The organism is Microbispora bryophytorum, assembly GCF_006874465.1.
Taxonomy (GTDB): domain Bacteria; phylum Actinomycetota; class Actinomycetes; order Streptosporangiales; family Streptosporangiaceae; genus Microbispora; species Microbispora bryophytorum.
Map to the genome: position 1 here is coordinate 17,524 of NZ_VIRL01000004.1, position 22,525 is coordinate 40,048.

General features: G+C 73.4%; 17 protein-coding genes. 8 read left to right on the plus strand and 9 right to left on the minus strand.

Going from position 1 to position 22,525, the window contains the following annotated elements:
* Positions 1-5: 5 nt before the first annotated feature.
* Positions 6-1,631, plus strand: a complete 1,626-nt coding sequence (locus tag FLX07_RS10335) for a bifunctional 3'-5' exonuclease/DNA polymerase (RefSeq protein WP_142570008.1) — start codon at positions 6-8, stop codon at positions 1,629-1,631.
* A gap of 19 nt (positions 1,632-1,650) precedes the next feature.
* On the opposite strand, the gene FLX07_RS10340 is transcribed toward FLX07_RS10335, so the two are convergent.
* From FLX07_RS10340 to FLX07_RS10360, 5 genes are all read right to left on the minus strand, one after another.
* Positions 1,651-3,261, minus strand: coding sequence for a serine/threonine-protein kinase (locus FLX07_RS10340; protein WP_208762149.1), 1,611 nt, complete (start codon positions 3,259-3,261; stop codon positions 1,651-1,653).
* 134 nt (positions 3,262-3,395) lie between these two features.
* Positions 3,396-5,609, minus strand: a complete 2,214-nt coding sequence (locus FLX07_RS36955; RefSeq protein WP_208762150.1) for a serine/threonine-protein kinase — start codon at positions 5,607-5,609, stop codon at positions 3,396-3,398.
* Between the two features lie 152 nt (positions 5,610-5,761).
* A complete protein-coding gene (locus FLX07_RS10350) occupies positions 5,762-7,147 on the minus strand; it encodes a YlbE family protein (RefSeq protein ID WP_142570009.1) in 1,386 nt (461 codons plus the stop codon).
* 34 nt (positions 7,148-7,181) lie between these two features.
* Positions 7,182-8,543, minus strand: a complete 1,362-nt coding sequence (locus tag FLX07_RS10355) for an FdrA family protein (protein ID WP_229689664.1) — start codon at positions 8,541-8,543, stop codon at positions 7,182-7,184.
* Positions 8,540-9,445, minus strand: a complete 906-nt coding sequence (locus FLX07_RS10360) for an oxamate carbamoyltransferase subunit AllH family protein (protein ID WP_229689665.1) — start codon at positions 9,443-9,445, stop codon at positions 8,540-8,542. The genes FLX07_RS10355 and FLX07_RS10360 overlap by 4 nt, the downstream gene beginning before the upstream one ends.
* A gap of 287 nt (positions 9,446-9,732) precedes the next feature.
* Here FLX07_RS10360 and FLX07_RS10365 point away from each other — a divergent pair, with 287 nt between their 5' ends.
* The 6 genes from FLX07_RS10365 to cutA all read left to right on the plus strand — a co-directional run bounded on the left by FLX07_RS10365 (position 9,733) and on the right by cutA (position 17,003).
* The gene (locus FLX07_RS10365; RefSeq protein ID WP_142570595.1) at positions 9,733-11,310 is read left to right on the plus strand and encodes a PucR family transcriptional regulator; all 1,578 of its coding nucleotides are present in this window, start codon (positions 9,733-9,735) and stop codon (positions 11,308-11,310) included.
* Positions 11,311-11,405: 95 nt separating this feature from the next.
* Positions 11,406-11,633, plus strand: a complete 228-nt coding sequence (locus FLX07_RS10370; RefSeq protein WP_167748190.1) for an RNA-binding S4 domain-containing protein — start codon at positions 11,406-11,408, stop codon at positions 11,631-11,633.
* Positions 11,634-11,779: 146 nt separating this feature from the next.
* Positions 11,780-13,162 carry a uracil-xanthine permease family protein gene (locus tag FLX07_RS10375; RefSeq protein ID WP_142570013.1) on the plus strand — a complete coding sequence of 461 codons (1,383 nt, stop codon included), beginning with the start codon at positions 11,780-11,782 and terminating at the stop codon, positions 13,160-13,162.
* A 27-nt stretch (positions 13,163-13,189) separates the two neighbouring features.
* The gene (locus tag FLX07_RS10380) at positions 13,190-14,065 is read left to right on the plus strand and encodes an FAD binding domain-containing protein (protein WP_142570015.1); all 876 of its coding nucleotides are present in this window, start codon (positions 13,190-13,192) and stop codon (positions 14,063-14,065) included.
* Positions 14,062-14,598 (plus strand): (2Fe-2S)-binding protein, encoded by a 537-nt coding sequence (locus FLX07_RS10385; RefSeq protein WP_142570016.1) that lies wholly within the window; start codon positions 14,062-14,064, stop codon positions 14,596-14,598. Before FLX07_RS10380 ends, FLX07_RS10385 begins: the two co-directional genes overlap by 4 nt.
* Positions 14,595-17,003: an aerobic carbon-monoxide dehydrogenase large subunit gene (gene cutA / locus FLX07_RS10390; RefSeq protein ID WP_142570018.1), complete on the plus strand. Its 2,409-nt coding sequence runs from the start codon at positions 14,595-14,597 to the stop codon at positions 17,001-17,003. The genes FLX07_RS10385 and cutA overlap by 4 nt, the downstream gene beginning before the upstream one ends.
* On the opposite strand, the gene cydB is transcribed toward cutA, so the two are convergent.
* Positions 16,997-17,908, minus strand: a complete 912-nt coding sequence (cydB, locus tag FLX07_RS10395) for a cytochrome d ubiquinol oxidase subunit II (RefSeq protein WP_142570020.1) — start codon at positions 17,906-17,908, stop codon at positions 16,997-16,999. The two genes, cutA and cydB, sit on opposite strands and share 7 nt — an antisense overlap.
* 11 nt (positions 17,909-17,919) lie before the next feature.
* The gene (locus FLX07_RS10400; protein WP_142570023.1) at positions 17,920-19,383 is read right to left on the minus strand and encodes a cytochrome ubiquinol oxidase subunit I; all 1,464 of its coding nucleotides are present in this window, start codon (positions 19,381-19,383) and stop codon (positions 17,920-17,922) included.
* 452 nt (positions 19,384-19,835) lie between these two features.
* On the opposite strand from FLX07_RS10400, the gene FLX07_RS10405 reads away from it, so the two are divergent.
* Positions 19,836-20,513: an SRPBCC family protein gene (locus tag FLX07_RS10405; protein ID WP_142570025.1), complete on the plus strand. Its 678-nt coding sequence runs from the start codon at positions 19,836-19,838 to the stop codon at positions 20,511-20,513.
* Between the two features lies 1 nt (position 20,514).
* Here FLX07_RS10405 and FLX07_RS10410 read toward each other — a convergent pair whose 3' ends face one another.
* Both FLX07_RS10410 and FLX07_RS10415 read right to left on the minus strand, forming a co-directional pair.
* Positions 20,515-21,702, minus strand: a complete 1,188-nt coding sequence (locus FLX07_RS10410) for an FAD-dependent monooxygenase (protein WP_142570027.1) — start codon at positions 21,700-21,702, stop codon at positions 20,515-20,517.
* A gap of 138 nt (positions 21,703-21,840) precedes the next feature.
* Complete coding sequence (locus FLX07_RS10415) at positions 21,841-22,488, minus strand: PadR family transcriptional regulator (protein ID WP_142570029.1); 648 nt, start codon at positions 22,486-22,488, stop codon at positions 21,841-21,843.
* Between the last annotated feature and the right edge of the window lie 37 nt (positions 22,489-22,525).

Sequence of the window (22,525 nt, forward strand, 5' to 3'; positions counted from 1 at the left end):
GTGGGGTGCACGTTGTGGTGGCGGCCGACGCCGAGGGGGGCGGCACCGTGAAGCCGCTCGGCGAGCCGGCGAGCCGGGTCTCCGATCTCGCGGCGGCCGTGCGCACGCTGGAGGCCGCCGAGCGGCCCCGCTGGGTGTGGGCCGACGCGCGCCGCGTCTACCCGGCGCTCCTGTCCGCCGGTGTACGGCCGGCGCGCTGCCACGACGTCGCGCTGACCGAGAACCTCCTGCTGGCGGCGGAGGGGCGCTACGGAGAGCCCAGACAGGTCCAGGCGGCCTATGCGCGCCTGCGCGGCCTCCCGGTGCCCGACGACCCGCACGAGGCGTCTGACGCGCATCAGGCGGGCGGCACGCAGGCGAGCCTGTTCGACCCGGCGCCGCCAAAACACGGCGTGCCGGAGGCCGACATGGTCGCCGAGGTGTTCGAGGACCAGCGCCGCCGCGTCGCGCGCACGGCCGATCCCGGGCGGTTCCGCCTGCTCGTGGCCGCCGAGTCGGCCGGTGCGCTCATCGCCGCCGAGATGGGCCACGACGGCATGCCCTGGCGTGAGGACGTCCACGACGCGCTGCTGACCGACCTGCTCGGGCCCCGTCCCGCCCACGGCATGCGGCCCGGCAAGCTCCAGGCCCTGGCCGACGAGGTGTCGGCCGTCTTCGGTCACCTGGTCAACCCCGACTCCCCGCAGCAGATCGTCCGGGCGTTCAAGACGGCCGGGATCGAGATCCCGTCCACCCGCTCCCACGTGCTCAAGGCGGTCGACCACCCGGCCGTCGCGCCGCTGCTGGCGTACAAGGAACTGGCCCGTCTGTTCAGCTTCCACGGGTGGACCTGGGCCGATCAATGGGTCAGCGGCGACCGCTTCCGGCCCGAGTACGTCGTGGGCGGGGTGGTGAGCGGCCGGTGGGCCACCAGCGGCGGCGGCGCGCTGCAGATCCCCAAGGTCATGCGCAGGGTCGTGCTGGCCGACGACGGCTGGACGCTCGTCGTCGCCGACGCCGCGCAGCTCGAACCGCGGGTGCTGGCCGCGCTGTCCGAAGACCGGGGGCTCGCGCGGGCGGCCGGGGAGATCGACCTGTACGCCGCGCTGGCCCAGGCGTTCGGCGGGGTCCGCGAGTCGGCCAAGATCGCCATGCTGTCCGCGATGTACGGCGGGACCAGCGGCGACGCCTCCAAGCTGCTGGCCGTCATGCGGCAGCGGTTCCCCAAGGCGTACGCGTTCGTGGAGGACGCGGCACGGGCGGGGGAGGAGGGGCGGCTGGTCCGCTCGTGGCTGGGCCGCACCTGCCCGCCCCCGTCGGACCGGTGGCGGCGCCTGGTGGCCGGTCCCGAGGGCGCCAGGGCGGCCAGGGACCGGGGGAGGTTCACCCGCAACTTCGTCGTGCAGGCCACGGCGGCCGAGTGGGCGCTGACGCTCCTCGCCGTGCTGCGCGGGCTGCTGCCGGAACCGGCGCGGCTGGTGTTCTTCCAGCACGACGAGGTGATGGTGCACTGCCCGCTCGGCGTGGCGGGCGAGGTCCGCGAGGCCGTCGGCCGCGCCGCGCACGAGGCGACCCGGCTGCTGTTCGGCGACACCGCGGTCCGCTTCCCGATGGAGGCGGTGGCCGTCACCTGCTACGCCGACGCCAAGTGACCGCAGCCACGCCTGCGGCTCAGCGGGCCGGGCGTGACTTCCGGGTGACGAGAGCGGCCACCAGCAGGGCCGGCGCCCCGAGGACGGCGAGGAGCACCAGGAGCGCCGCGGCGGCGCCGGCGACGCCCCGTACGCCGGCCGAGGGCGCCGCTCCGACGCCGAACACGGTGTCGTCGCCGGAGCACGTCACCGTGTAGGTGTCCGTCTTCGGCGCGCGGATCTCGTAGAGCAGCCGCCACTTGGCGCGGCCCACGGCCAACGGCCGGTAGCTCGTCGCCGGCCGGGCGATCCGGACGCTCCGCCCACGGCCGGTCTCGACCTCGCAGCGCGGATCGGGTGACGCGCCGGAGACGTAGATCGCCGGCTTCAGCGCGGGGTTCAGCGCGACGGTCAACGGAGAACCGTCGCCGGAGACGCTCCTCGGCGTGGCGGAGATGCCCATGCCGACCGCGCACACGGCGGTGACGGCCATGAGGAGCCCGCAGAGGACCGCCCAGGCGCGCGTGGTCCGCCGCAGCCAGGGAGGGTACCGCCGGGGCCGTCGACCGGCCGGGGGACGCACCGGCGGCGCGTACGGCCTCGCCGGGCGGCGCGCGGGCCCCGCCGCGTAGGGAGCGGGAGGAACGTACGCGGGAGGCGGCGCGGGAAAGGCCGGCCGCGGACCGGGTGGGACCACCTGCGGGCCTGGCCCGCCGAACGGCGTGCGGGGCGGCTCCGGCGAGGCGGTCACCGCGCGGGTCGGGACGACACGCGTACGCACCGCCCGCGCCACGGTCGGGGGAAGCCATCTGCCCGGCTGGGTGGGCGAGGCGAAGTCACGGCCGCTGCCGGCCAGTTCGTTCAGCACGGCCGACAGGGCCGGCCGCCCTTCGGGCTCCTTGTCCAGGCACCGCGCGACCAGCGTCCGCACCGTGGGCGGCAGCGCGTCGAGGGCGGGCTCCTCGTGGACGATGCGGTACCACAGCCCCTGCCATGACCCCTGCCCGAACGGCCCGGTGCCCGTCGCGGCGAACGCCAGCACGAGCCCCAGGCAGAACACGTCGCTCGCCGGTCCGACCCGGGTGCCCTTGAGCTGCTCCGGGGACATGAACCCGGGGGTGCCCATGGTGATGCCGGTCTTCGTCAGCGAACCGCCCTCGGCGGCCAGGGAGATGCCGAAGTCGATGACGCGGGGGCCGTCCCCGGCCAGCAGCACGTTCGACGGCTTGAGGTCCCGGTGGACGACCCCGGCCGCGTGGATCGACTCCAGCGCCTCGGCCAGCCCCGCGGCCAGGGCCAGCACGGACTCCTCCGGCCACGGCCCGTGCTCGCCGACGGCGTCCTCCAGCGACATGCCGGGCACGTACGCCGTCGCGAGCCACGGCGGCGACCCCTGCGGGTCGGCGTCGACCACTCCGGCCGTGAAGAAGCCGTTGACCATGCGGGCCGTGGCGACCTCGCGGTCGAACCTGCGGCGGAACTCGGCGTCGCCGGCCAACTCGGGCCGCACCACCTTCACCGCGACGGCCCGCCCGCTCCGCGAACGCCCGAGATACACGCGGCCCATCCCGCCCTCGCCCAGGCGCGCCTCGATCCGGAAGGGCCCCACCTGCCGGGGATCGTCCTCCCGCAGCGCCTCGAAGGTCCGCACCGGCACTCCTTGGAATCCGGGATTCACGCGTGGTCGATCAGGACGTCCTCGCCGGAAGGGTGCCGGAACACGATCGCCACGCGACGGCGTCGGTGAGGCCCGCGCTGCTGCGCCGCCCCGGTGAGGACCGGGCGTCAGGCGGCGCGGAAGGTGCTCCAGAGGGCCTGCCGCACCGGTGCCGCGGACTCGTTCCAGTCGAAGTCGGGCGAGGCGAACATGATCGCGTATGCGCGTTCGCCCGCCTCCAGGTAGCGGATGACCGCGTGGACGGTGACCTCGTTGGCGTTGGTGTAGGTGTACTCCCAGTCGGCCGCGGGGTAGCGGTAGTCCACCTGGTGCAGCTGGACCTGCGTGTAGTCGGTGAAGTCCTTGATGTTCAGGTTCTGCTCGGCGGACCGCAGCGCCGCCAGGCTGCCGTCGGGGATCCTCTTGATCGTGATGCTCTGCCCGCTGTCCTTCGGGCCCGTGAGCTTGACGGAGTCGGCGTCGGCCGTGGAGGTCCACTCCTTGGGCACCGCCAGCGCCACCCCGCCCTCGGTCACCGGCTGGTAGCCCTCGGGCACGCGTACGGCCGACAGCGGGCGAGCGGTCGGCGTGGGGGCGTCGGTGGGCGCGAGAGTGGGGCCCGACCTGCCGTCCTGCTGGGAGACCACGACGCCGCCCGGGTCGCTCGGCAGCAGCACGAACACGATCGCGGCGATCACCGCGACCACGGCCGCGGCGGCGACGACGAGCAGCACCTTCGACCGGCCCTCGCCGCCGGCGACCTCGGCGGCCTGCTCCTTGCGCCTGCGCCCCACCCTGGGGGTGTGCGGACCCGTGGCGTCCGCGACCGGATCGGAATCGCCGGCCTGCGGCGAGACGGCCTGTTGCGGTGCCCCGTGTTGCGGTGCCCCATGCTGCGGAGCCGCGTGTTGCGGCGTCGCGTGCTGTGGTCCCGTCTGCTGGTGCGCCGCATGGTGGGCCGCATGGTGCCCTGGCCGGTGCGGCGCCCCCTGTGCGCCGCCCAGGTCGCCGGGCATGTCACCCGGCGTGGGCGTCGGCCACATGGCCTCCTTGGGCCGCTCCGGCGCGTGTGTCGACCCCGAGGGGGACGACAGCGGGTCGAAGCCCGAGTCGAAGGCGGGGGCCTGCCCGAAGCCGCCCCCAGACCCGAGGCCACTCACAGACCCGAGGCCGCTCACAGACCCGAAGCCGCCTGTGGACCCGAACGCAGCCGGAGGCTCGTACGCGGGGTCGGCGGGCCGGGGCTCCCCGGCCTGGGGCTCCATGGGACGGGGCGCGACGCCGGGCGGGGTGGCCGCGCCCGGCGCCAGGTTCTCCGCCGTCAGCGGCACGCGGACCGGACCCGAGGGCGTCTCGATGATGCGCGAGGGCAGCGGTCCCGAGGGGATGTCGAGCGGCGGCAGCAACCTCGCGGGCGTGGAGTCCTGGGGGGTGGGCACCGACGTCGGCGTGCCGGCGCGGCCCGGCAGTCCGGCGCCGTGGCTGTGCAGCACCCGCTCCAGCATCTCCGCGACCTGCGCGGCCGGAAGGCGGTCGGCCGGGTTCTTGCGGAGCAGGCCCTCGATGACCGGCAGCAGCGCGCCCGCGCGGCGCGGCCGGTTGGGCTCCTGCGTGAGCACCGCGCCGAGCACGGCGACCGCGTCCGGACCCTCGTACGGCGGGCGGCCCTCCACGGCGGCGTACAGCGTCGCGCCGAAGGACCACAGGTCGGCGGCATGGGTGATCGTGCGGCCCTGCAGGCGCTCCGGCGGGATGTAGGCGGGCGAGCCCATGAGCAGCCCGGTCTGGGTGATCGTGACGTCGCCCTCGATGGCGGCGATGCCGAAGTCGGTGAGCACCACGCGGTCGGCGGTGAGCAGCACGTTGCCGGGCTTCACGTCCCGGTGGAGGATGCCGGCGGCGTGGGCGTGGCGCAGCGCGTCGAGCACCCGGATGCCGATCTCGGCGGCCTGCACGACCGGCAGTGGGCCGCTCTGCCGCACGGCCTGCTCAAGGGACCAGGCGCGGACGAGCTCCATCACGATCCACGGCCGCCCGTCCTCCTCGACCACGTCGTGGACGGTGACGATGCCGGGATGGCTGAGCCGGGCGGCCGAGCGCGCCTCGCGCAGCATGCGCCGGTGGGCGTTCTGCGCGCCGGCGTTGTCGAGCCCGAACGGCAGGAGCAGCTCCTTGACCGCGACGTCCCGGTCCAGCAGCACGTCATGGGCGTGCCACACCATCCCCATGCCGCCGCGGCCCACGGGGGACAGCAGCCGGTAGCGCCGGCCGACAAGACGGCCCTGCCCTTCGGGGGCGCCCCCCGTGGGGGCGCGGCCGACAGGTCCCTGACCCTCTGGCATAGGGGGGACCATACCGAGCAGGCGATCTGTCGTCATAGATTAGGTCCCCAATTCACGCTCGCTCCGCAAGATCTACCGAACGGACCGTGCGAATTGCATCGGTTATCTGAGGTTGACGACGATATTACGGTCTGATGACGGTCGAAGGGAATTCACGGGTCGCCCAGCGCGTCGAGGGCGGCCGTGAACGCCTCGGCCGGGGGGCTGACCAGACCCGCTCCCACCTGGCCGGTCCCGGCGATCCTGCCCGCGATGCCGGTGTTCACCACGGGCAGCAGACCGGTCCTGGCCACGAGCGCGACGTCGATGCCGGCCGGCGTGCCGCGGAAGCCCAGCCCCGGGATCTGGTACGCCGGGTGCTCGGCCATGGTGATCTCGTACATCGAGGTCGTGGCCGTCACGGCGTCGGCCACCTCGCCGCCGACGAACCGGACGATCGCGGGGGCCGCCGCCATGGCGAAGCCGCCCAGGCCCACCGTCTCGGTGATGGTGGAGTCGCCGATGTCGGGGTTGGCGTCGTGCGGGCCGTATCCGCCGAGGTAGAGGCCGTCGGGCACGCCGGCCGGGCCGGTGAACCACCGGTCGCCGAGACCCGACACCTGTATTCCGAAATCGGTCCCATTGCGCGCCATCGCCACGACCAGGCTCGACCCGGGCACGCCGCGCGCCGCGTCGGCGCTGACTTTGGCCGCCGCCATTCCCGCGTTCAGGAAGAAATGATCATTTCCGTTGATGAATCGCAGCACCTCGGCCGCGTGGTCCGGGGCCGCCTCCACGACCGCGGGCGCGATCTCGCGCACCATCAGGGACGTCGCGGCGCGGTTGCGGTTGTGCAGCTCGTCGCCCATCTGCAGCGCCTGCGCGATGAGCGTGCGCAGATCGAGGGGGCCGCACCGCTCCAGCGCCGCCGCCAGCGCCGGCCCGAGCACCTCGCCCATCCAGCGCAGCCGCCCGATCACCTCGGGCCCGTACGCGCCGTAGCGCAGGACCTTGCCCAGCCCCTCGTTCAGCGAGCAGTAGGCCGTGCCGCCGTGCTCGGCGTCGGAGACCTCCAGCATCCACATCGACGGGCTGACGACGCCCGCCATCGGGCCGACCGTGCGGTGGTGGTGGCAGGAGTCGAGGGTGATCCCCGCGCCGGAGGCCAGGAGGTCCTCCGCCTCCTCGGGGGCGGCCGCCAGACCCTCGAACAGCATCGCCCCGACGAGCGCCCCCCGCATCGGGCCGGAGGCCCGTTCCCAGGTGATCGGCGGACCGGCGTGGAAGAACTCCCCGGCGCCCAGGCCGAGAGCCTCACGCGCCGGGCGTACGCCGGTCAGCATGGGCCGCGCCGACAGTATCCGCCCCACGGCGGTGGCGTTGGCGCTCTCGCGCCGGGGGTCGGCCAGCACCCGCGCGAGGGCCGCGGAGGCACCCGGCAGCGGCGGCCGCCAGTCGACCTCCCGCCGCGGCACGGCCTGCCGGTCCAGCGCCTCGCCCAGCACCTGCGCGCCCACCGTGATGACGCGCGGCTCGCCGTACAGCATGGAGAGGGTCATCCGGCTCCGATCGGGGTAGGCGCGGCCACGTCCGTCACCCGCCCGCGAGAAGGCGGGCGTGCCGGGCGGCCGCGGCGTTGGAGGTGAAGACCGCCGCCCCGGCCTCGTTCAGCCGGGCGGCCTGGGCGCGCAGCCGCTGGGGGTCGCCGTCGGTGCCGACGACGGCCACGACCACGTCCACATCCCCGGCCACCGCTTCGCGGATCGCGGGCGCGAGCCAGGAGGACGGGTCGGGGTCGGCGCCGTGCCCGAGCACGACGTCCATCAGCGCGACGCCGGAGGCGACGCCGCGCAGCGCCTCCAGCCGCAGCGTCGGGTCGATCATGGGATGGGCCCGGCCCCGGGTATAGGCGTCGTCGCCGAAGTCGGTGAACTCGCCCGTGCCCGCGACGAACGCCGCCTCCGCGCACAGCGTGCCGCCGGCGTAGAGCCCCCGCAGGGTCCCCGTCGTGTCCGGCCGTCGCGCCGGGGCGGGCCAGGACGGCCACGCGGGCACGTCGCGGCCGAGGGCCCGCAGCGCCTTCTCCGCCGCGGTGGTCAGGTCGTCCTGCCCCGGCCCGAGCAGCGCGGCGACGACCGGCGTCGCCAGGTCGAGGTCCCGTACGGCACGGGCCACCTCGGGGGCGGGGGGCTTGGAGACCAGCACGATCAGCTCGGTCGCCGGGTCCTCGTCGAGCGCGCGCAGCGCCTGCACGGCCGAGCGCCCGCCCACCTGGGCGGACAGGTCCCTGCCGCCCACGCCGAGCACGTGGGACACGCCGACGCCGGCGAGGTCGAGCAGGCTCGTCACCTGCTGGGCGCCGGTGCCCGAGGCGGCCACGACGCCGACGGGCCCGGGGCGCAGGACGTTGGCGAAGCCCAGGCCGGCCCCGCCCACGACCGCGGTGCCGCAGTCGGGCCCCATCACGAGCACGCCCCTGGCCCGTGCCCGGTCCTTGAGGAAGATCTCCTGCTCCACCGGCATGTTGTCACTGAAGATCATCACCGAGAGCCCGGCCTCCACGGCGTCGAGCGCCTCGGCGAAGGCGTGCTCGCCCGGCACGCTCACCAGCGCCAGGCTCGCCTCGAAGGCCCGCGCCGCCGACCGGGTCGTACGCGGCGGCGCCTCGCCCCGCGTCCCGCTCGCCGGCGCCCGTGCGGCGAGTTGCCGCTCCAGTTCGGCGGCGGCGTCCTCCAGCTCCGCCGGCGAGCCGGCCCGCACCGCCACGAGCAGGTCGCCGGGCGTCGCGGGCGGCACCGCGAAGCCGAGATCGCGGGCGAGGTCCAGGTTGAGCTCGGTCGCCATCGCGACGACGGCGACGGTGACTCCGGGGTGCTCGGTGAGGGCCCGGCTCACCCGCATCAGCGTCACGGAGTCGCGGTAGACGCCGGGGCGCACCTCGACCAGATCGTTCACCGGCCCTCCCGATGGGCGAGGACGGCGGCCAGGCCGATCTGCACGCCCCACGCGAGGTCGGCGCCCGAGGTGTGCCCGAGGCGGAGCAGACGGTGCACGGCCGGCTCCAGCGGCTGGTGCCCGGCCGCGCCGCACAGCACCCCGGTGACCTCCGGGCTCGCCTCGCCTCTGGCGGCGCAGTGCAGCAGGGTGGCCGAGATGGGCGTGGTCCGGGTGCGGGCGTCGTAGGTGACCGCCGCGGCGAGCCAGTCGGCCAGCCATACGGCGCGCGGCGCTCCCGCCGCCGCGCCGAGGTGCCGCAGCGCGACCAGCAGGCCGGCGAGCATGTCGTCGCCGCTCGGCGTCAGCCCCGGGCCGAGGCCGATCAGCCGCTCGGCCGCGGTGATGCTCTCCACCAGCGAACCGGACCGGCAGCCGCGATCGAGCAGCGCCGGGGCGCCGTCCGGGACCAGACCCGGACGCCGGGGCGAGGCCGCGCGGACACGGCCGAGCAGGCCGAGGGCGGGCGCGAGCCGCGCGGGGTCGGCGGGGCCGAGCGGGGGAGCGGGGTCCCACCAGCGGCGCACGCAGATCGACACGCCGCCGACCTCGACGGACCCCTCGCCGACCCAGGCGTCGTCGCCCGCCGACACCCCGCCGAGGCGCTCCGCGAGCAGCACGGCGTTGGGCAGACGGGTCGCCTCGCCCGTCACCACGGCGACGACGTGCGGCTCGGCCTCGCTCCTGATCTCCAAATAGAGCGCGAGGGGAAGGACCGCGAGCACCCTGGCCGGTCGGCGGGGCGCCTCGATCGTGGGCCGTACGGCCTCGCTCGCGGCGCCGCTCACGTAGGCGGAGGCCGCCGGGGGGCGGGACGCGGGCGTCGTCGCCCGCCGCCCTTTCGGGCGCGTGCCAACACTCACCGGGACCTCCCGAAGCCAGTCGTTGCCGACGCTAAGGCCCGGTCTCCCCCCTCCGTACGGAGAAAGGTGCCAACAGTCGGCCGAATGCTTGGCTCTTCCTGACAGGACCGCGGTCGGGCACAATCGGCCTGAGACGAGCCCGACGCAGTGAGGGGAGTGGTCCGCGAGGTACGAGCGGCCCGCGTAACGGACGAGGAGCGGTGAGCGATCAATGGCCCGGGGACGTCGCGACCCCGGTGACGGCATTCTCGGAGACGGCATTGCAGAACGACCCGGCCCCGCCCGCCATGCGCCTGGCGAGCACCGGAACGATCCTCCACGGCGTGTCGGTGGGCGAGGTGCTCGGGGTCTCGACGCTGGCGGACGCCCGCCTGATCGCCGGGCGGGCGGGCCTCGACCGCATCGTGCAGCGCCTCAACGTGATGGAGGTGCCCGACATCCTCGCCTGGGTGAAGCCGCACGAGCTGCTGCTCACCACGGGCTACCCGCTGCGCAACACGCCGCAGTCACTCGACCGGCTCGTGGCCGACCTGGACGAGCGCGGTCTCGCCGCTCTGGCGATCAAGCTCGGCCGCTACCTGGACGAGCTGCCGGGGGAGATGGTCGAGCAGGCCGACCGGCTGGGCTTCCCGCTGATCCTGCTGCCCAACGACGTGGGCTTCGACGACATCCTCAACCAGGTGCTCACCGACATCCTCAACCGCCAGGCGGCGATCCTCGCCCGTACGGAGGAGGCGCACCGGGCGCTCGTGCAGATCGTGCTGGCCGGGGGCGGGATGCGGGAGGTCACGGCGGAGGTGGCCGGGCTGCTGCAGGTGGCGGTGGGGGCGACCGACGCCGCCGGTCATCTCCTCGCGGCCGCCGGGGAGTCCGGGCAGGTGGCGCGGCTGCGGGAGATCAACGCGGCCCTCGCGCGGACGCAGGCGGCCCCGCCCGCGGGCGGCGACGGGCACTATGCGGCGGTGCCGGTCGTCGCGGGCGGGCACCACCACGGGAGGATCGCGGCCTACAGCGCCCACGGCACGCTGACCCCCAGCGACATCGGCATCCTGGAGCGCGCCGCGACCGTCGCCGCGCTGGTGATCACCAAGCAGGAGGCGGTCACCGCGGTCGAGAGCAAATACCGCGCCGACTTCCTGCGCGACGTGCTCACCGGGAGGGGCGGGCTGCGGGTGGCCGAGCGCGCCCAGGCGTTCGGCTGGGACGTGGAGCGCCCGGTGAGCGTGCTGGTCGCCGAGATCGACCCGGACGCCGAGGAACGACCGCTGCAGGACCGCATGCTGGCGGCGTGGCAGGCGGCGGTGCGCAAGCACGACCCGCGCGGCGCGGTCGCCGGCTTCTCCCACGAGGTCGTGGCGATCGTCGGGGCGGCGGCCGACCCGGCGAAGGTGGCCAGGGACGCGCTCGCCGCCGTCTCCGACGGCACGTTCTCCACGGGCCTCAGCCGGGTCGCCTCCGGCGTGGACGCCCTGCCCGGCGCGTACGGCCAGGCGCTGAAGGCCGCCAGGGTGGGCCGGCAGCTCCACGGGGCGGGCGCGATCGCCCACTTCGACGAGCTGGGCGTCTACCGGCTGCTGTCGCTGGTGAACGACACCGACGAGCTGCACGCCTTCGTCCGCGAGACCCTGGGCCCGCTCGCGGGGGACGACGACGCGGAGAACGCCGACCTGCGCCGCACCCTGCAGGCGCTGCTGGAGACCAACCTCAACGTCGCCGAGACCGCGCGCCGGCTGCACTTCCACTACAACACCTTGCGCTACCGGATCGGCAAGCTGGAGCGCATGCTGGGCAACTTCACCGAGGACGCGCACCTGCGGCTCAACCTCACCCTCGCCCTGCACGTCCTGCGCATGAGGGGCATCTAGGTCGTGGCCCTTGGATCTTCCACCTGCGGTCGCCCAGGCGGCGCCTCGCCACGGCGAGTCTGCGGGGCACTCGCTGACTTATCTAAGCTGGCGGCGTGAACGACGCGAAGGCCCCAGCGATCACCTTCGAGCTGGACGGCGACTACATCCCGCTCTGCGATCTCCTCAAGTTCTGCCAGATCACCGACAGCGGCGGCGCGGCCAAACACCTCGTCGCGGAGGGCCGGGTGCGCGTCGACGGGCGCGTGGAGTTGCGCAAGGCCTGCAAAATCCGGGCGGGCCAGGTCGTCAGCGGCGAGGGGTACACGATCCGTGTGGTGTGACGCCCCGGAGCGCGCCGGTTTGGCAGATCATGCCCATGTCTGCCGCGCACGCCAGTCCTAAAGTGCCCCAAACGGTCTAGAGCGCCGCGGAGGGACGCCTGCGGGGTGGCCTACCGGCCCACGGCCCAGTACCAAAAGGGGCGTAAATGGCTTTCAGATGGACAGTGCACGGCGACGGCAGAGGGCTGGCACCCGGGGAGGTCGTCAAACCGAACGAGAGGCTGAGCTGGCCGCGCATGGCCGGCATCGGCGCCCAGCACGTGATCGCCATGTTCGGCGCGACCTTCGTGTTCCCCCTCGTCATGGGGCTGGACCCGAACACGGCCGTGATGATGTCGGGCGTCGCGACGATCCTGTTCCTGCTCTTCACCCAGGGGCGGATCCCCAGCTACCTGGGCACGTCGGCGTCGTTCGTCGGGGGCGTCGTCGCGGTGCGGGCCGCGTTCGGCGGCGACACCCCGGGGGCCGACCAGGTCGTGACCGGCGCGATCCTCGTCGCCGGCCTGGTGCTGGCCCTGTGCGGCGTGGCGATCCACGTGCTCGGCGTGCAGATCATCCACCGCGTCTTCCCCCCGGTCGTGACCGGCGCGGTGGTCATGCTGATCGGCTTCGGCCTGGCGTACGTCGTGGCCGACGTGTACTGGCCGCAGGACCCGTGGATCGCGCTGATCACGATGGTCGCGACGTTCGTGTTCATCGTGGTGTTCCGCGGCTTCCTCGGCCGGATCGGCGTGCTGCTGGGGCTGGTCTTCGGGTTCGTCCTGTCCTGGCTCGCCGACAAGGCGTTCGGGAACATCACCGCGTACAACGCGGGCATTGGGAAGATCGACACCCACCCCCGCGTGAGCTTCCAGGCCGTCGTCGACGCCGACTGGATCGGGCTGCCGCACTTCCACGCCCCGTCGTTCCAGGCGTCGGCCGTGCTGGTCGTGCTGCCCGCCGTGATCGCGCTGATCGCGGAGAACGTCGGCCATGTCAAGGCCGTGGGCCAGATGACCGGCGCCGACGTCGACCCCCAGATGGGCAAGGCGATCATCGCCGACGGCGTCGGCACCGTGGTGGCGACCGCCGTCGGCGGCTCGCCCACCACGACATACGCTGAGAACATCGGCGTCATGGCGGCCACCCGGGTCTACTCGACGGCCGCCTACTACATCGCCGCGGTCATCGCGATCCTGTTCGGCCTGTGCCCCAAGTTCGGCGCGCTGGTCGCCGCCACGCCCGGCGGCGTGCTCGGCGGCGTCACGGTCATCCTGTACGGCATGATCGGGTTGCTCGGCGCGAAGATCTGGGTGGAGAACCGGGTGGACTTCGCCGACCCGGTCAACATGGTGCCGATCGGCGCGGGGATCATCCTCGCGATCGGGCCGGTCACCCACCAGATCACCGGCGACTTCTCGCTCGCCGGGATCGCGCTCGGCACGATCGTGGTGCTCGCCGGCTATCACCTGCTCCGCGCGATCGCGAGCAGACGAGCGAAGGAGGTCACGGGTGGGGAGATCGGGCTCGAACGCGACCCGGCTGTCTGAACGGCCCGCGCCGCGGGTGCGAACGCGGTGAAGCCGCCTCCGTTCGACTACCACGGCCCGGCCACCCTCGGCGAGGCGCTCGACGTCCTCGCCGAGGCCGGGCCCGGCGGGAAGGTGCTGGCGGGCGGCCAGAGCCTGATCCCGCTGCTCAACATGCGGCTGGCCGCGCCCGCGCACATCGTCGACGTGAACCGCGTGCCCGGCCTGGACGGGATCGAGGCCGGGCCGTCCGGCGTACGCGTCGGGGCTCTGGCCCGCCACGCCGCCGTGGAGCGCTCGCCGCGGGCCGCCGCCGCGCTGCCGCTGCTGCGGCAGGCGCTGCGGCTGGTCGCCCACCCCGTGATCCGCAACCGCGGCACCGTGGTGGGCAGCCTCGTGCACGCCGACCCCGCCGCCGAGATGCCCGCCGTGCTCGCCCTGCTCGGCGGGTCCGTACGGATGGCGAGCCGGGGCGGGGAGCGGGAGGTGCCGGCCGCGGAGTTCTTCACCGGCCCGATGGAGTCGGCGCTGCGGCCCGGCGAACTGGCCGTGTCGGCGTTCTTCCCGGCGCTGCCCCCTCGGTCGGGCACGGCCTTCCACGAGGTGGCCCGGCGGCACGGCGACTACGCGGTGGCCGGGGTGGCCGCCGCCGTCACGCTGGACGAGGACCTCCGGATCGCCGCCGCCCGCGTCGCCTGTGTGAGCGTGGGACCGGTCCCGGTGGTCGTGGACGTGACCGCCGCGTGCGGCCCGCGTCCGGCCGCCTCGGTCGAGTGGGAGGCCGTGGCGCGAGCCGTACGGGACCGGATCGATCCGGAGGGCGACATCCACGCGACGGCGGACTACCGGCGGCACCTCACCGGGGTGCTCGCCGCGCGGGCGCTGCGGGACGCCGCCGCGGCGGCCCGCGGGGAGGAATCGTGAACGAGACACGCCATCGGGTGACGCTGACGGTCAACGGGGTCCTGCGCGAGGCGACGGTGCCCGGGCGGCGGCTGCTGTCCGACTGCCTGCGCCACGACCTCGGCCTCACCGGCACCCACGTGGGCTGCGAGCACGGCGTCTGCGGCGCCTGCACGGTGCTGCTGGACGGCGAGCCGGTGCGGTCGTGCCTGACGTTCGCCGTCATGGTGGACGGCCACGAGATCACGACGGTGGAGGGGCTGGCGCGCGACGGCGAGCTGTCGCCGGTCCAGCGGGCCTTCGCCGAGTGCCACGCCCTGCAGTGCGGGTTCTGCACGCCGGGGTTCCTGTGCACGGTGACCGCGTTCCTGCGGGACAACCCCGCACCGGCCGAGGAGGAGGCGCTGGAGGCCGTGGCGGGCAACCTGTGCCGGTGCACCGGTTACCAGAACATCCTCAAGGCGGTCCACCGGGCGGCGGAGCTTCAGGCAGAGCTTCAGGCGGAGCCTCGGGCGGAGCGTCAGACAGAACTTCGGGTGGAGGAGGACCGGTGACGACCAGGTTGTTCGGCGAGCCGGTCCAGCGGCGCGAGGACGCCCGGCTGATCACCGGCCAGGGGCGCTACCTCGACGACCTGGGCGCAGGTGCGCTGGCCGCCGCCTTCGTCAGGTCGCCGCACGCCCACGCGCGGATCCTCGACATCGACGTGTCGGCCGCCCTCGACGTGGAGGGCCTCGTGGCGATCTACACGTGGGAGGACCTGCCGGGCGCGCTGGCCGAGCCGCTGCCGCTGCTGATCCCGCACCCCGCGCTCACCCACGGGCGCACGGCGTACCCGCTGGCCCGGGAGATCGTCCGGCACGTCGGCGAGCCGGTCGTGATGGTCGTCGCCCGCGACCGCTACCTCGCCGAGGACGCCTGCGCCCTGATCAGGGTCGACTACGAGATCCTCAAGCCGGTCGTGGGCATCGAGGAGGCCGTGCGCGGAGTCCACCTCGTGCACGAGGACGTGCCGGGCAACGTCGGCGCGCACCTCGTCCAGGAGGTGCCGGGACCGGGCGGGGCGGCCGCGCGGGACGCGATCGCGGCCGCCCCGCACACGCTGGAGTTCCGCCTCGACATCGAGCGCAGCGCGTCCATGCCCCTGGAGGGGAGGGGCGTGTACGCCCGCTGGGACGCCGACGACGGCTCGCTGCGCGTCTACTCCTCCACGCAGACGTCCACGAGCGTGCGGATGGCGATCGCGGCCAAGCTCGGGCTGCCGCTGCCCAAGGTGGAGGTCGTCGCGCCCGATGTCGGCGGCGGGTTCGGCGTCAAGATCGTGCATCCGTGGCCCGAGGAGGTCCTCGTGCCGTGGGCGGCCCGGCTGCTGAACCGCGAGGTCAAGTGGGCCGAGGACCGGCGCGAGCACTTCATCTCGTCGTCGCACGAGCGCGGCCAGGTCCAGCACGTGCGGGTCGGGTTCGACGACGACGGGCGCGTCCTCGGCCTGGAGGTGGAGATCCTGCACGACCACGGCGCCTACACGCCGTACGGGATCATCGTGCCGATCATCACCTCGACCCAGCTGCTCGGGCCGTACAAGGTAGGCGCCTACCGGGTCGAGTTCTCCTCGATCTACACCAACACCGTGCAGGTCACGCCTTATCGGGGCGCGGGCCGCCCGCAGGGCGTGTTCTGCATGGAGCGGACGATGGACCGCATCGCCGCCCATCTCGGCAGGGACCGCACGGAGGTCCGCGCGGCCAACTTCATCCAGCCGCACGAGTTCCCGTACGACCAGGGCATGACGTTCCAGGACGGGCGCCCGCTGATCTACGACAGCGGCGACTACCCCGAGGCGCTGCGCCTGCTCAAGGAGCTGATCGGCTGGGACTCCTTCCCGGAGGCGAAGGCCCGCGCGGCGGCCGAGGGGCGCAGGATCGGCATCGGCGTCGGCTGCTACGTCGAGGGCACCGGCGTCGGCCCCTACGAGGGCGGGCACGTGCAAATTACCTCCGACGGCCGGGTGCACGTCTCGACCGGCCTGACCTCCCAGGGGCAGGGGCACGAGACCGCCTTCGCCCAGATCGCGGCCACCGAGCTCGGCGTGCCGATCGAGAAGGTGTCGGTCGTCACCGGCGACACCCGGCGCTTCGGGTACGCCGTGGGCACCTTCGCCTCACGGGCGGCCGTGATGAGCGGCAACGCGATCGCGCTCGCCTGCCGGAAGGTCAGGGAGAAGGCGCTGCGGATCGCGGCGGAGGCGCTGGAGGCCGACCCGCGCGACCTGGAGATCACCGACGGGACGGTCCACGTCGCCGGCGTGCCGTCGGCGTCGATCCCGCTGGGGACCGTCGCCGTGCTGTCCAACCCGCTGCGGTACGCCTTCGACGAGGAGACCAGACGGGCCACCCAGTTCGCCGGGGCCGCCTCCGACGACCGGCCGCCGGTGGCGGAGGGGGAGGAGCCGGGTCTGGAGGGGCGGGACTACTACTCACCGGTCAGATCCACCTTCGCGGCCGGCATGCACGCGGCGATCGTGGAGACCGACCCCGACACCGCCGAGATCAGGATCCTGCGCTACGCCGTCGTCCACGACTGCGGCAGGCTGATCAACCCGATGATCGTCGAGGGGCAGATCCACGGCGGGGTCGCCCAGGGCGTCGGCGGGGCGCTGTACGAGAAGATGGTCTACGACGAGCACGGCCAGTTGCTGAACGCCTCGTTCATGGACTTCCTGATGCCGTACGCCACGGAGGTGCCGCACATCGAGACGGCCCACCTGGAGACGCCCTCGCCGCTGAACCCGCTGGGGATCAAGGGCGCGGGGGAGGCCGGGGTCATCCCGGTCTCGGCCGTCATCGCCTCCGCCGTCGAGGACGCCGAGGGCATCACGATCGCCCGGATGCCCATCTCCCCCTCCGACCTCCACCACCTGCGCCTCACGCCTCAGGGAGCGCCCGGAAGCGATCAGTGAACTCCGGCGGTGAGGCGCTTGCGGAAGACCCAGTAGGTCCAGGCCTGGTAGGCGATGACGCCCGGCAGGGCGAACAGGCCGATCCAGGTGAGGACGGTCAGCGTGTACGGCGCCGAGGCCGCCTCGGCCAGCGTGAGCCCGGGCAGGGGAGCGGTCCACAGCACGCCGAAGACGGTGGCGGTCGTCGCGGCGATCGCGGTCGCGGTCGCGGTGAAGGCCCAGCCCTCCCGGCGGCCCCACACCAGCGTCACCCCGGCCGCCAGCGCCGAGGCGGCGAGCAGGGCCGTGCCCAGCGTCCACGCCGGCCCCCTGCCGGGCACGGACGGCAGCGTGGCGATCGCCATCGGCAGCGCCCCGACGGCCGCGAGAAGCGCGGCGCGGCGGGCGCGGGCCCGGACCCCGCCGGTCGTCTTGAGCGCCACGAACACCGCGCCGTGCAGCACGGCCACCGACAGCGACAGGGCCCCGCCGAGCACGGTCGCCGGCGCCGTGCCGAACAGCAGGTTGCCGAAGATCGCGCCCCACAGGAACGCCGGGAGCACGCTGCCGACGACGATCCCGGCGTCGCACAGCGCGATCTCGCGGCGCGAGTGGACCTTGCCCCGCCACTCCAGGCCCACCCCGCGGACGATCAGGCCGGCGATGACGAGGAAGACCGCCAGGTAGAAGCCGCTGAGCAGGCCGGAGTACCAGGCAGGGAAGGCCGCGAACATCGCCCCGATCGCGGTGATCAGCCACACCTCGTTGCCGTCCCAGACCGGCCCGATGGTGCCCAGCACCTGCCTGCGGTCGGCCTCGGAGCGCGACAGCAGCGGCAGCAGCGCGCCCACGCCGAAGTCGAATCCCTCCAGGACGAAGTAACCCGTCCAGAGGAACGCGATCACGATGAACCAGAAGGTCGTCATCTCGTGGCTCCTCAGTACATGAGCGTCGGCGTGAGCCGCGCATCGTCGGGGCGGGCGGGAGCGGCGCCGGCGGGCGCGCTCTCGATCGGCGGCACCTCCGGGCCCGCCTTGACGTGCCGCACCAGCAGCACGCCCTCGGCCACCGCCAGCACGCCGTACAGGACCGTGAAGACCGCAAGGGTGATCGCGACCTCGCCGAGCGAGACGCCCGGCGACACGCTGGCGGCCGTCATGAGCTCGCCCTGGACGGTCCAGGGCTGGCGGCCGATCTCGCTGAGCAACCACCCCGAGATGATCGCGACGGCGGGCAGCGGGAGCGCCAGCACGCACAGGCGGGCGAACCAGCCGGGCACCGGCTTCGCCGTGCCGCCGCGCCGCCGCCGCCGGGTCAGCCACAGGCCGAGCACGGACAGGCCGACCGTGGCCATGCCGAAGCCGATCATCACGCGGAACGACCAGAAGACGACCGGCAGGTTCGGGATGTAGTCGGCCGGCCCGAAGGCCTTCTCGTACCGCGCCTGGATGTCGTCGACGCCCTGGACCGTCGCGCCGGGGTCGTGCGCGGCGAGCAGGCTGAGCAGGCCGGGCACCTCGACGCCGGGCGCGATCGAGAACGGCGCCCCGGCGGTGTCGTGGCGCAGGCCCTCCGCCGCGGCGAGCTTCATCGGCTGCTGCTCGCGCAGCAACTGGCCGGACAGGTCCCCGCTGCCGGCGACGACGGCCCCCGCGATCGCCGTCATGACGAGCGCGGCGCGCAGGCTGGTCCGCCACATGTCCGGAAGGCGGCGCATCGGCACGGTCGCGTCCTGGACGGCCGGGGCGTTCCGGCGGCCGGGCCGCACGGCGAGGCCGCGCTCGCGCAGGATGCGGTAGCCCGCGACGGCGATGACGAACCCGCCCGCCACGACGAACGAGGCGGCGACGACGTGCGGCACCTGGGCGAGGGCCGTCGAGTTGGTCAGCACCGCCCACAGGTCGGTCATCCTGGCCCTGCCGTCGACGACCTCGTAGCCGACCGGGTGCTTCATCCAGGCGTTGGCCGCGAGGATGAAGTACGCCGACAGGTTGGAGCCGATGACGGCGGCCCACAGGCAGGCGAGATGGATCCGCCTGGGCAGCCGGTCCCAGCCGAAGATCCACAGGCCGAGGAACGTCGACTCCAGGAAGAACGCGAGCAGCGCCTCCAGTGCCAGCGGCGCGCCGAACACGTCGCCGACGAAGGTCGAGTACTCGCTCCAGTTCATCCCGAACTGGAACTCCTGGACGATGCCGGTGACCACGCCCATGGCGAAGTTGATCAGGAAGAGCTTGCCGAAGAACTTCGTGAGCCTGAGGTAGTGCTCCTTGCCCGTCAGGTGCCAGGCGGTCTGCAGTCCGGCGACGTAGACGCCCAGCCCGATCGTCAGGGGTACGAAGAGAAAGTGGTAGACGGTGGTCACCCCGAACTGCCACCGTGCCAGGTCAAGCGCGTCCATGTCTCCCTCACCCGGAGCTCTACAGCTCGTAGTTCTATAACCAGTAGTACTACACGCTGTAGAGCATCGGCGCTCCGCGAGGTGCGATCTTCGTCACAGCCGGGCGCGTGCGCCGCCCGGACCCCGGTTCGCGGTGCCGGATCCCGTTGCCTGCAGTACCGACGGTTGCGGTCGGACCGTCCCGGTCACCGGGGACGGGGGCTCCGTCCCGCCGGGAGCGCCTCCTGGGGAGGCACGGGATCAAGACTGGACGAACGATGACAAGTGCCGCGTCCGCCGTGCGGCTGATTCGCTCGTACGCCGCGCGGTTGACGGCGCGACGGCGTGGCTCGGTAGCCGGCCGCACCGCCGGGCATGTGAACTCTGCACGACCACGGCGCCGTGCCGGGGCAGATCTTGCCGTTCTCGCCGTACGGGTGATTCTCTAGGGTGCTCGGCATCGGAGGTGGCTCATGAAGGTCTCAGGCAGCGCGCTGGTCGCGGCGGAGCGCAAGCGGGTCTGGGACGCCCTCCAGGACCCTGCCGTCCTGGTCCGGACGATCCCCGGCTGCGAGCGCCTGGAGACGATCGGCGAGAACGTGTACGCGATGACGGTGACCGCGGGGGTCGCCTCGATCAAGGGCGTCTACCAGGGCGAGGTGGCGCTGCGCGAGCAGGAGGAGCCGGACCGGTTCACGCTCGGCGCGCGCGGCCAGGGCGCCCCCGGCACGGTGGAGGCGACCGTGGCCGTACGGCTCGGCGACGCCGGAGGCGGCACCCGGATCGACTACGACGCCGAGGCCGTCGTCGGCGGCATGATCGGCGGCGTGGGGCAGCGCATGCTCGCCTCGGTCGCCAAGAAGACCGCGGGGGAGTTCTTCTCCGCCGTCGAGCGGCACCTGCTGTCCGTCCCCGCCGGAACCGTGGAGACCGTCGTCGCCGAGATCGCGCCGGTGGCGGCGGCCGGCGAGCGTGCGGCGGTGGCGGCCGTGACCGGGGAGCCGCGGGTGTTCACGCGGCAGGTCCCGGCCGCGCCCCGCCCGGGTGTGCCGGCCTGGACGATGCTCGCGGCGTTCGGCGCCGGCGCGGGGGTCGCGCTCGGCAGCGCGGTCATCGGCTGGCTCCTCGGCCGACAGGGCCGCCGCAGGTAGGTCACGCCAGGTGGGCCGCCGCGCCGACGGGCGTGTCCCAGTCGATGCGGTAGCGCTGCTCCGGGCCCACGGTCTTGTCCGGATTCATGAACGTCTTCAGCATCAGCGGCATGAGCAGCGGTATCAGCTTCTGCACGACCGGACCCGGCGCCTTGGTACTGTTGATCTTGGAGGTGCGTGCCGCCACCTTCTCCACCCGGGTGCGGCGGAGCCGCTCGTACGTGGCGAACGCCCGCGGCACGTCCTCGATGTCCCGCAGGCAGCGGGCGAGCTCGACGGCGCTCTCGATGGAGAGCGACGCGCCCTGTCCCGAGCTGTTCGACGGCGCGTGGACGGCGTCGCCGACCAGGACCATCCGGTCCCGATACCAGTGCGGGACGCTGGGCATGATGTAGAGGGCCCCCGTCACCTGCATCGACGTCATAGGGGTGTGCCGGAGCAGGTCACCGCCGGGCACGTCCTCGCCGTACGTCTCCAACAGGATGCGCATCCACTCCTCGTGCGGCACCTCGCGGGCCTGCGTGAGGGAGAGGGGCCGGTGGTATGGCAGGTTGACGCCCCAGGTGCTGCCGCCCGCGGCGTTGCGCCAGTAGAGGTAGTAGCCGCGCCTGCCGAAGGCGAAGACGATCGTCTCCGGGTCTTCGGGCACGTCGTACGACGACACGCCTTCCACGCCGAGCATCCCGGTCCACTTCGGGCCGGGCGCGTCCGGATCGATGAGCCGCCGAACGGTGGAGTGGATGCCGTCGGCGCCGACCAGGACGTCGAACCGGGCCCGGCTGCCGTCGGCGAAGACCGCCGTGGTGCCCTCCACTCCGGTGAGCCGTCTGCCGTACTCGACGTTGACGCCCTGCTTCACGGCCTCGTCGTGCAGCGCCCGGTAGAGGTCGGCGCGCCGGACCGCGTGCAGCGGTCCGACCTGGGACAGGCTGGGCAGCTCCAGGCGCGTGCGGCTGCCGAGCGTCATCACCGAGCGCGTGCTGGGCTGCGCGGCCGCCCGCACCGCGCCGGCCACACCGACGATTTCCAGTGCCGCCATGCCGTTGGGTGCGAGGACGAGCGATCCGCCGACGCCCTCGGCGCTGGTCGGGTACGCCTCGTAGATGGTGGCGTCGATGCCCGCCTTGCGCAGCGCCAGCGCGGTGACCGGGCCGGCGATGCCGCCCCCGATGATCGCGACGTTCTTCATTTCTCCTCCTGTCGATTGACGTGCTCGCCGAACCGCCATGGGAGGAGACCCGTTATTCTCGATTCGCTGCATCTTCGGGCCACCACATGCCGGTTCGAAGGTCTTCCTGGTGGCGGTGTTGCAGCACCGCCACCAGGGCTAAATGTCAGTGATGTGGTCTTCCGCGAGTTTCTTCATCTCGGCCGGCAGTTCGCCGGTCTCGTGGAAGGTCCGCCACTCCGGCAGGCCGGGGAACGTGCCCGCCGTCAGCTCGCCCAGCAGGGCGCCGATCCAGTCCTCTTCCGCCTTGAGTATCGCCAGGTCGTACTCCACCTCGATGAGGAACAGACGCGGCATCCGCGCGCTGTCACGTTCGTAGAGCTCCTCCAGCCTGGCGATCCCCTTCCTGATCGCCGCGAGCCGCTCGGTGAGCAGCCCGGCCACGTCGTCCGGGGAGAGCACCGTCATGACCGACAGGCCGGCGCGAAACCAGGGGAACTCCGTGTGGGGAACGCTGAGCAGCTCCCGGGTCCAGTCGACCAACTCTTCCCGGCCCGCCTCGGTGATCTGGTAGACGGTCCGCTCCGGGCGGCGCCCCTGGCGACCGCTCTCCAGCTCCTGGATCAGCCCATGCTTGGCCAGGTTGCCGACGACTGTGTAGAGAGACCCCCACTTGATCCCCATGTCGTGCTCTTTGTTCCAGCCGCGCATCGCCGCCGCCATCTCGTACGGATGCATCGGCCGATGCGCGAGCGTGGAGAGCACCGCCAACGCCAGCAGATTCGCCACCTTGCGCCGCTTCGCCATCCACGATCACCCTCTTCCTCATTCACTCGTCTACGAA

Bases quoted from the DNA above. Each gene is read 5' to 3' on its own strand.
- FLX07_RS36955 (WP_208762150.1), bottom strand. From the start codon at position 5,609: ATGCCAGAGGGTCAGGGACCTGTCGGCCGCGCCCCCACGGGGGGCGCC.
- FLX07_RS10350 (WP_142570009.1), bottom strand. From the start codon at position 7,147: ATGACCCTCTCCATGCTGTACGGCGAGCCGCGCGTCATCACGGTGGGC.
- FLX07_RS10365 (WP_142570595.1), top strand. From the start codon at position 9,733: ATGCGCCTGGCGAGCACCGGAACGATCCTCCACGGCGTGTCGGTGGGC.
- FLX07_RS10375 (WP_142570013.1), top strand. From the start codon at position 11,780: ATGGCTTTCAGATGGACAGTGCACGGCGACGGCAGAGGGCTGGCACCC.
- cydB (WP_142570020.1), bottom strand. From the start codon at position 17,908: ATGACGACCTTCTGGTTCATCGTGATCGCGTTCCTCTGGACGGGTTAC.
- FLX07_RS10400 (WP_142570023.1), bottom strand. From the start codon at position 19,383: ATGGACGCGCTTGACCTGGCACGGTGGCAGTTCGGGGTGACCACCGTC.
- FLX07_RS10405 (WP_142570025.1), top strand. From the start codon at position 19,836: ATGAAGGTCTCAGGCAGCGCGCTGGTCGCGGCGGAGCGCAAGCGGGTC.
- FLX07_RS10410 (WP_142570027.1), bottom strand. From the start codon at position 21,702: ATGAAGAACGTCGCGATCATCGGGGGCGGCATCGCCGGCCCGGTCACC.
- FLX07_RS10415 (WP_142570029.1), bottom strand. From the start codon at position 22,488: ATGGCGAAGCGGCGCAAGGTGGCGAATCTGCTGGCGTTGGCGGTGCTC.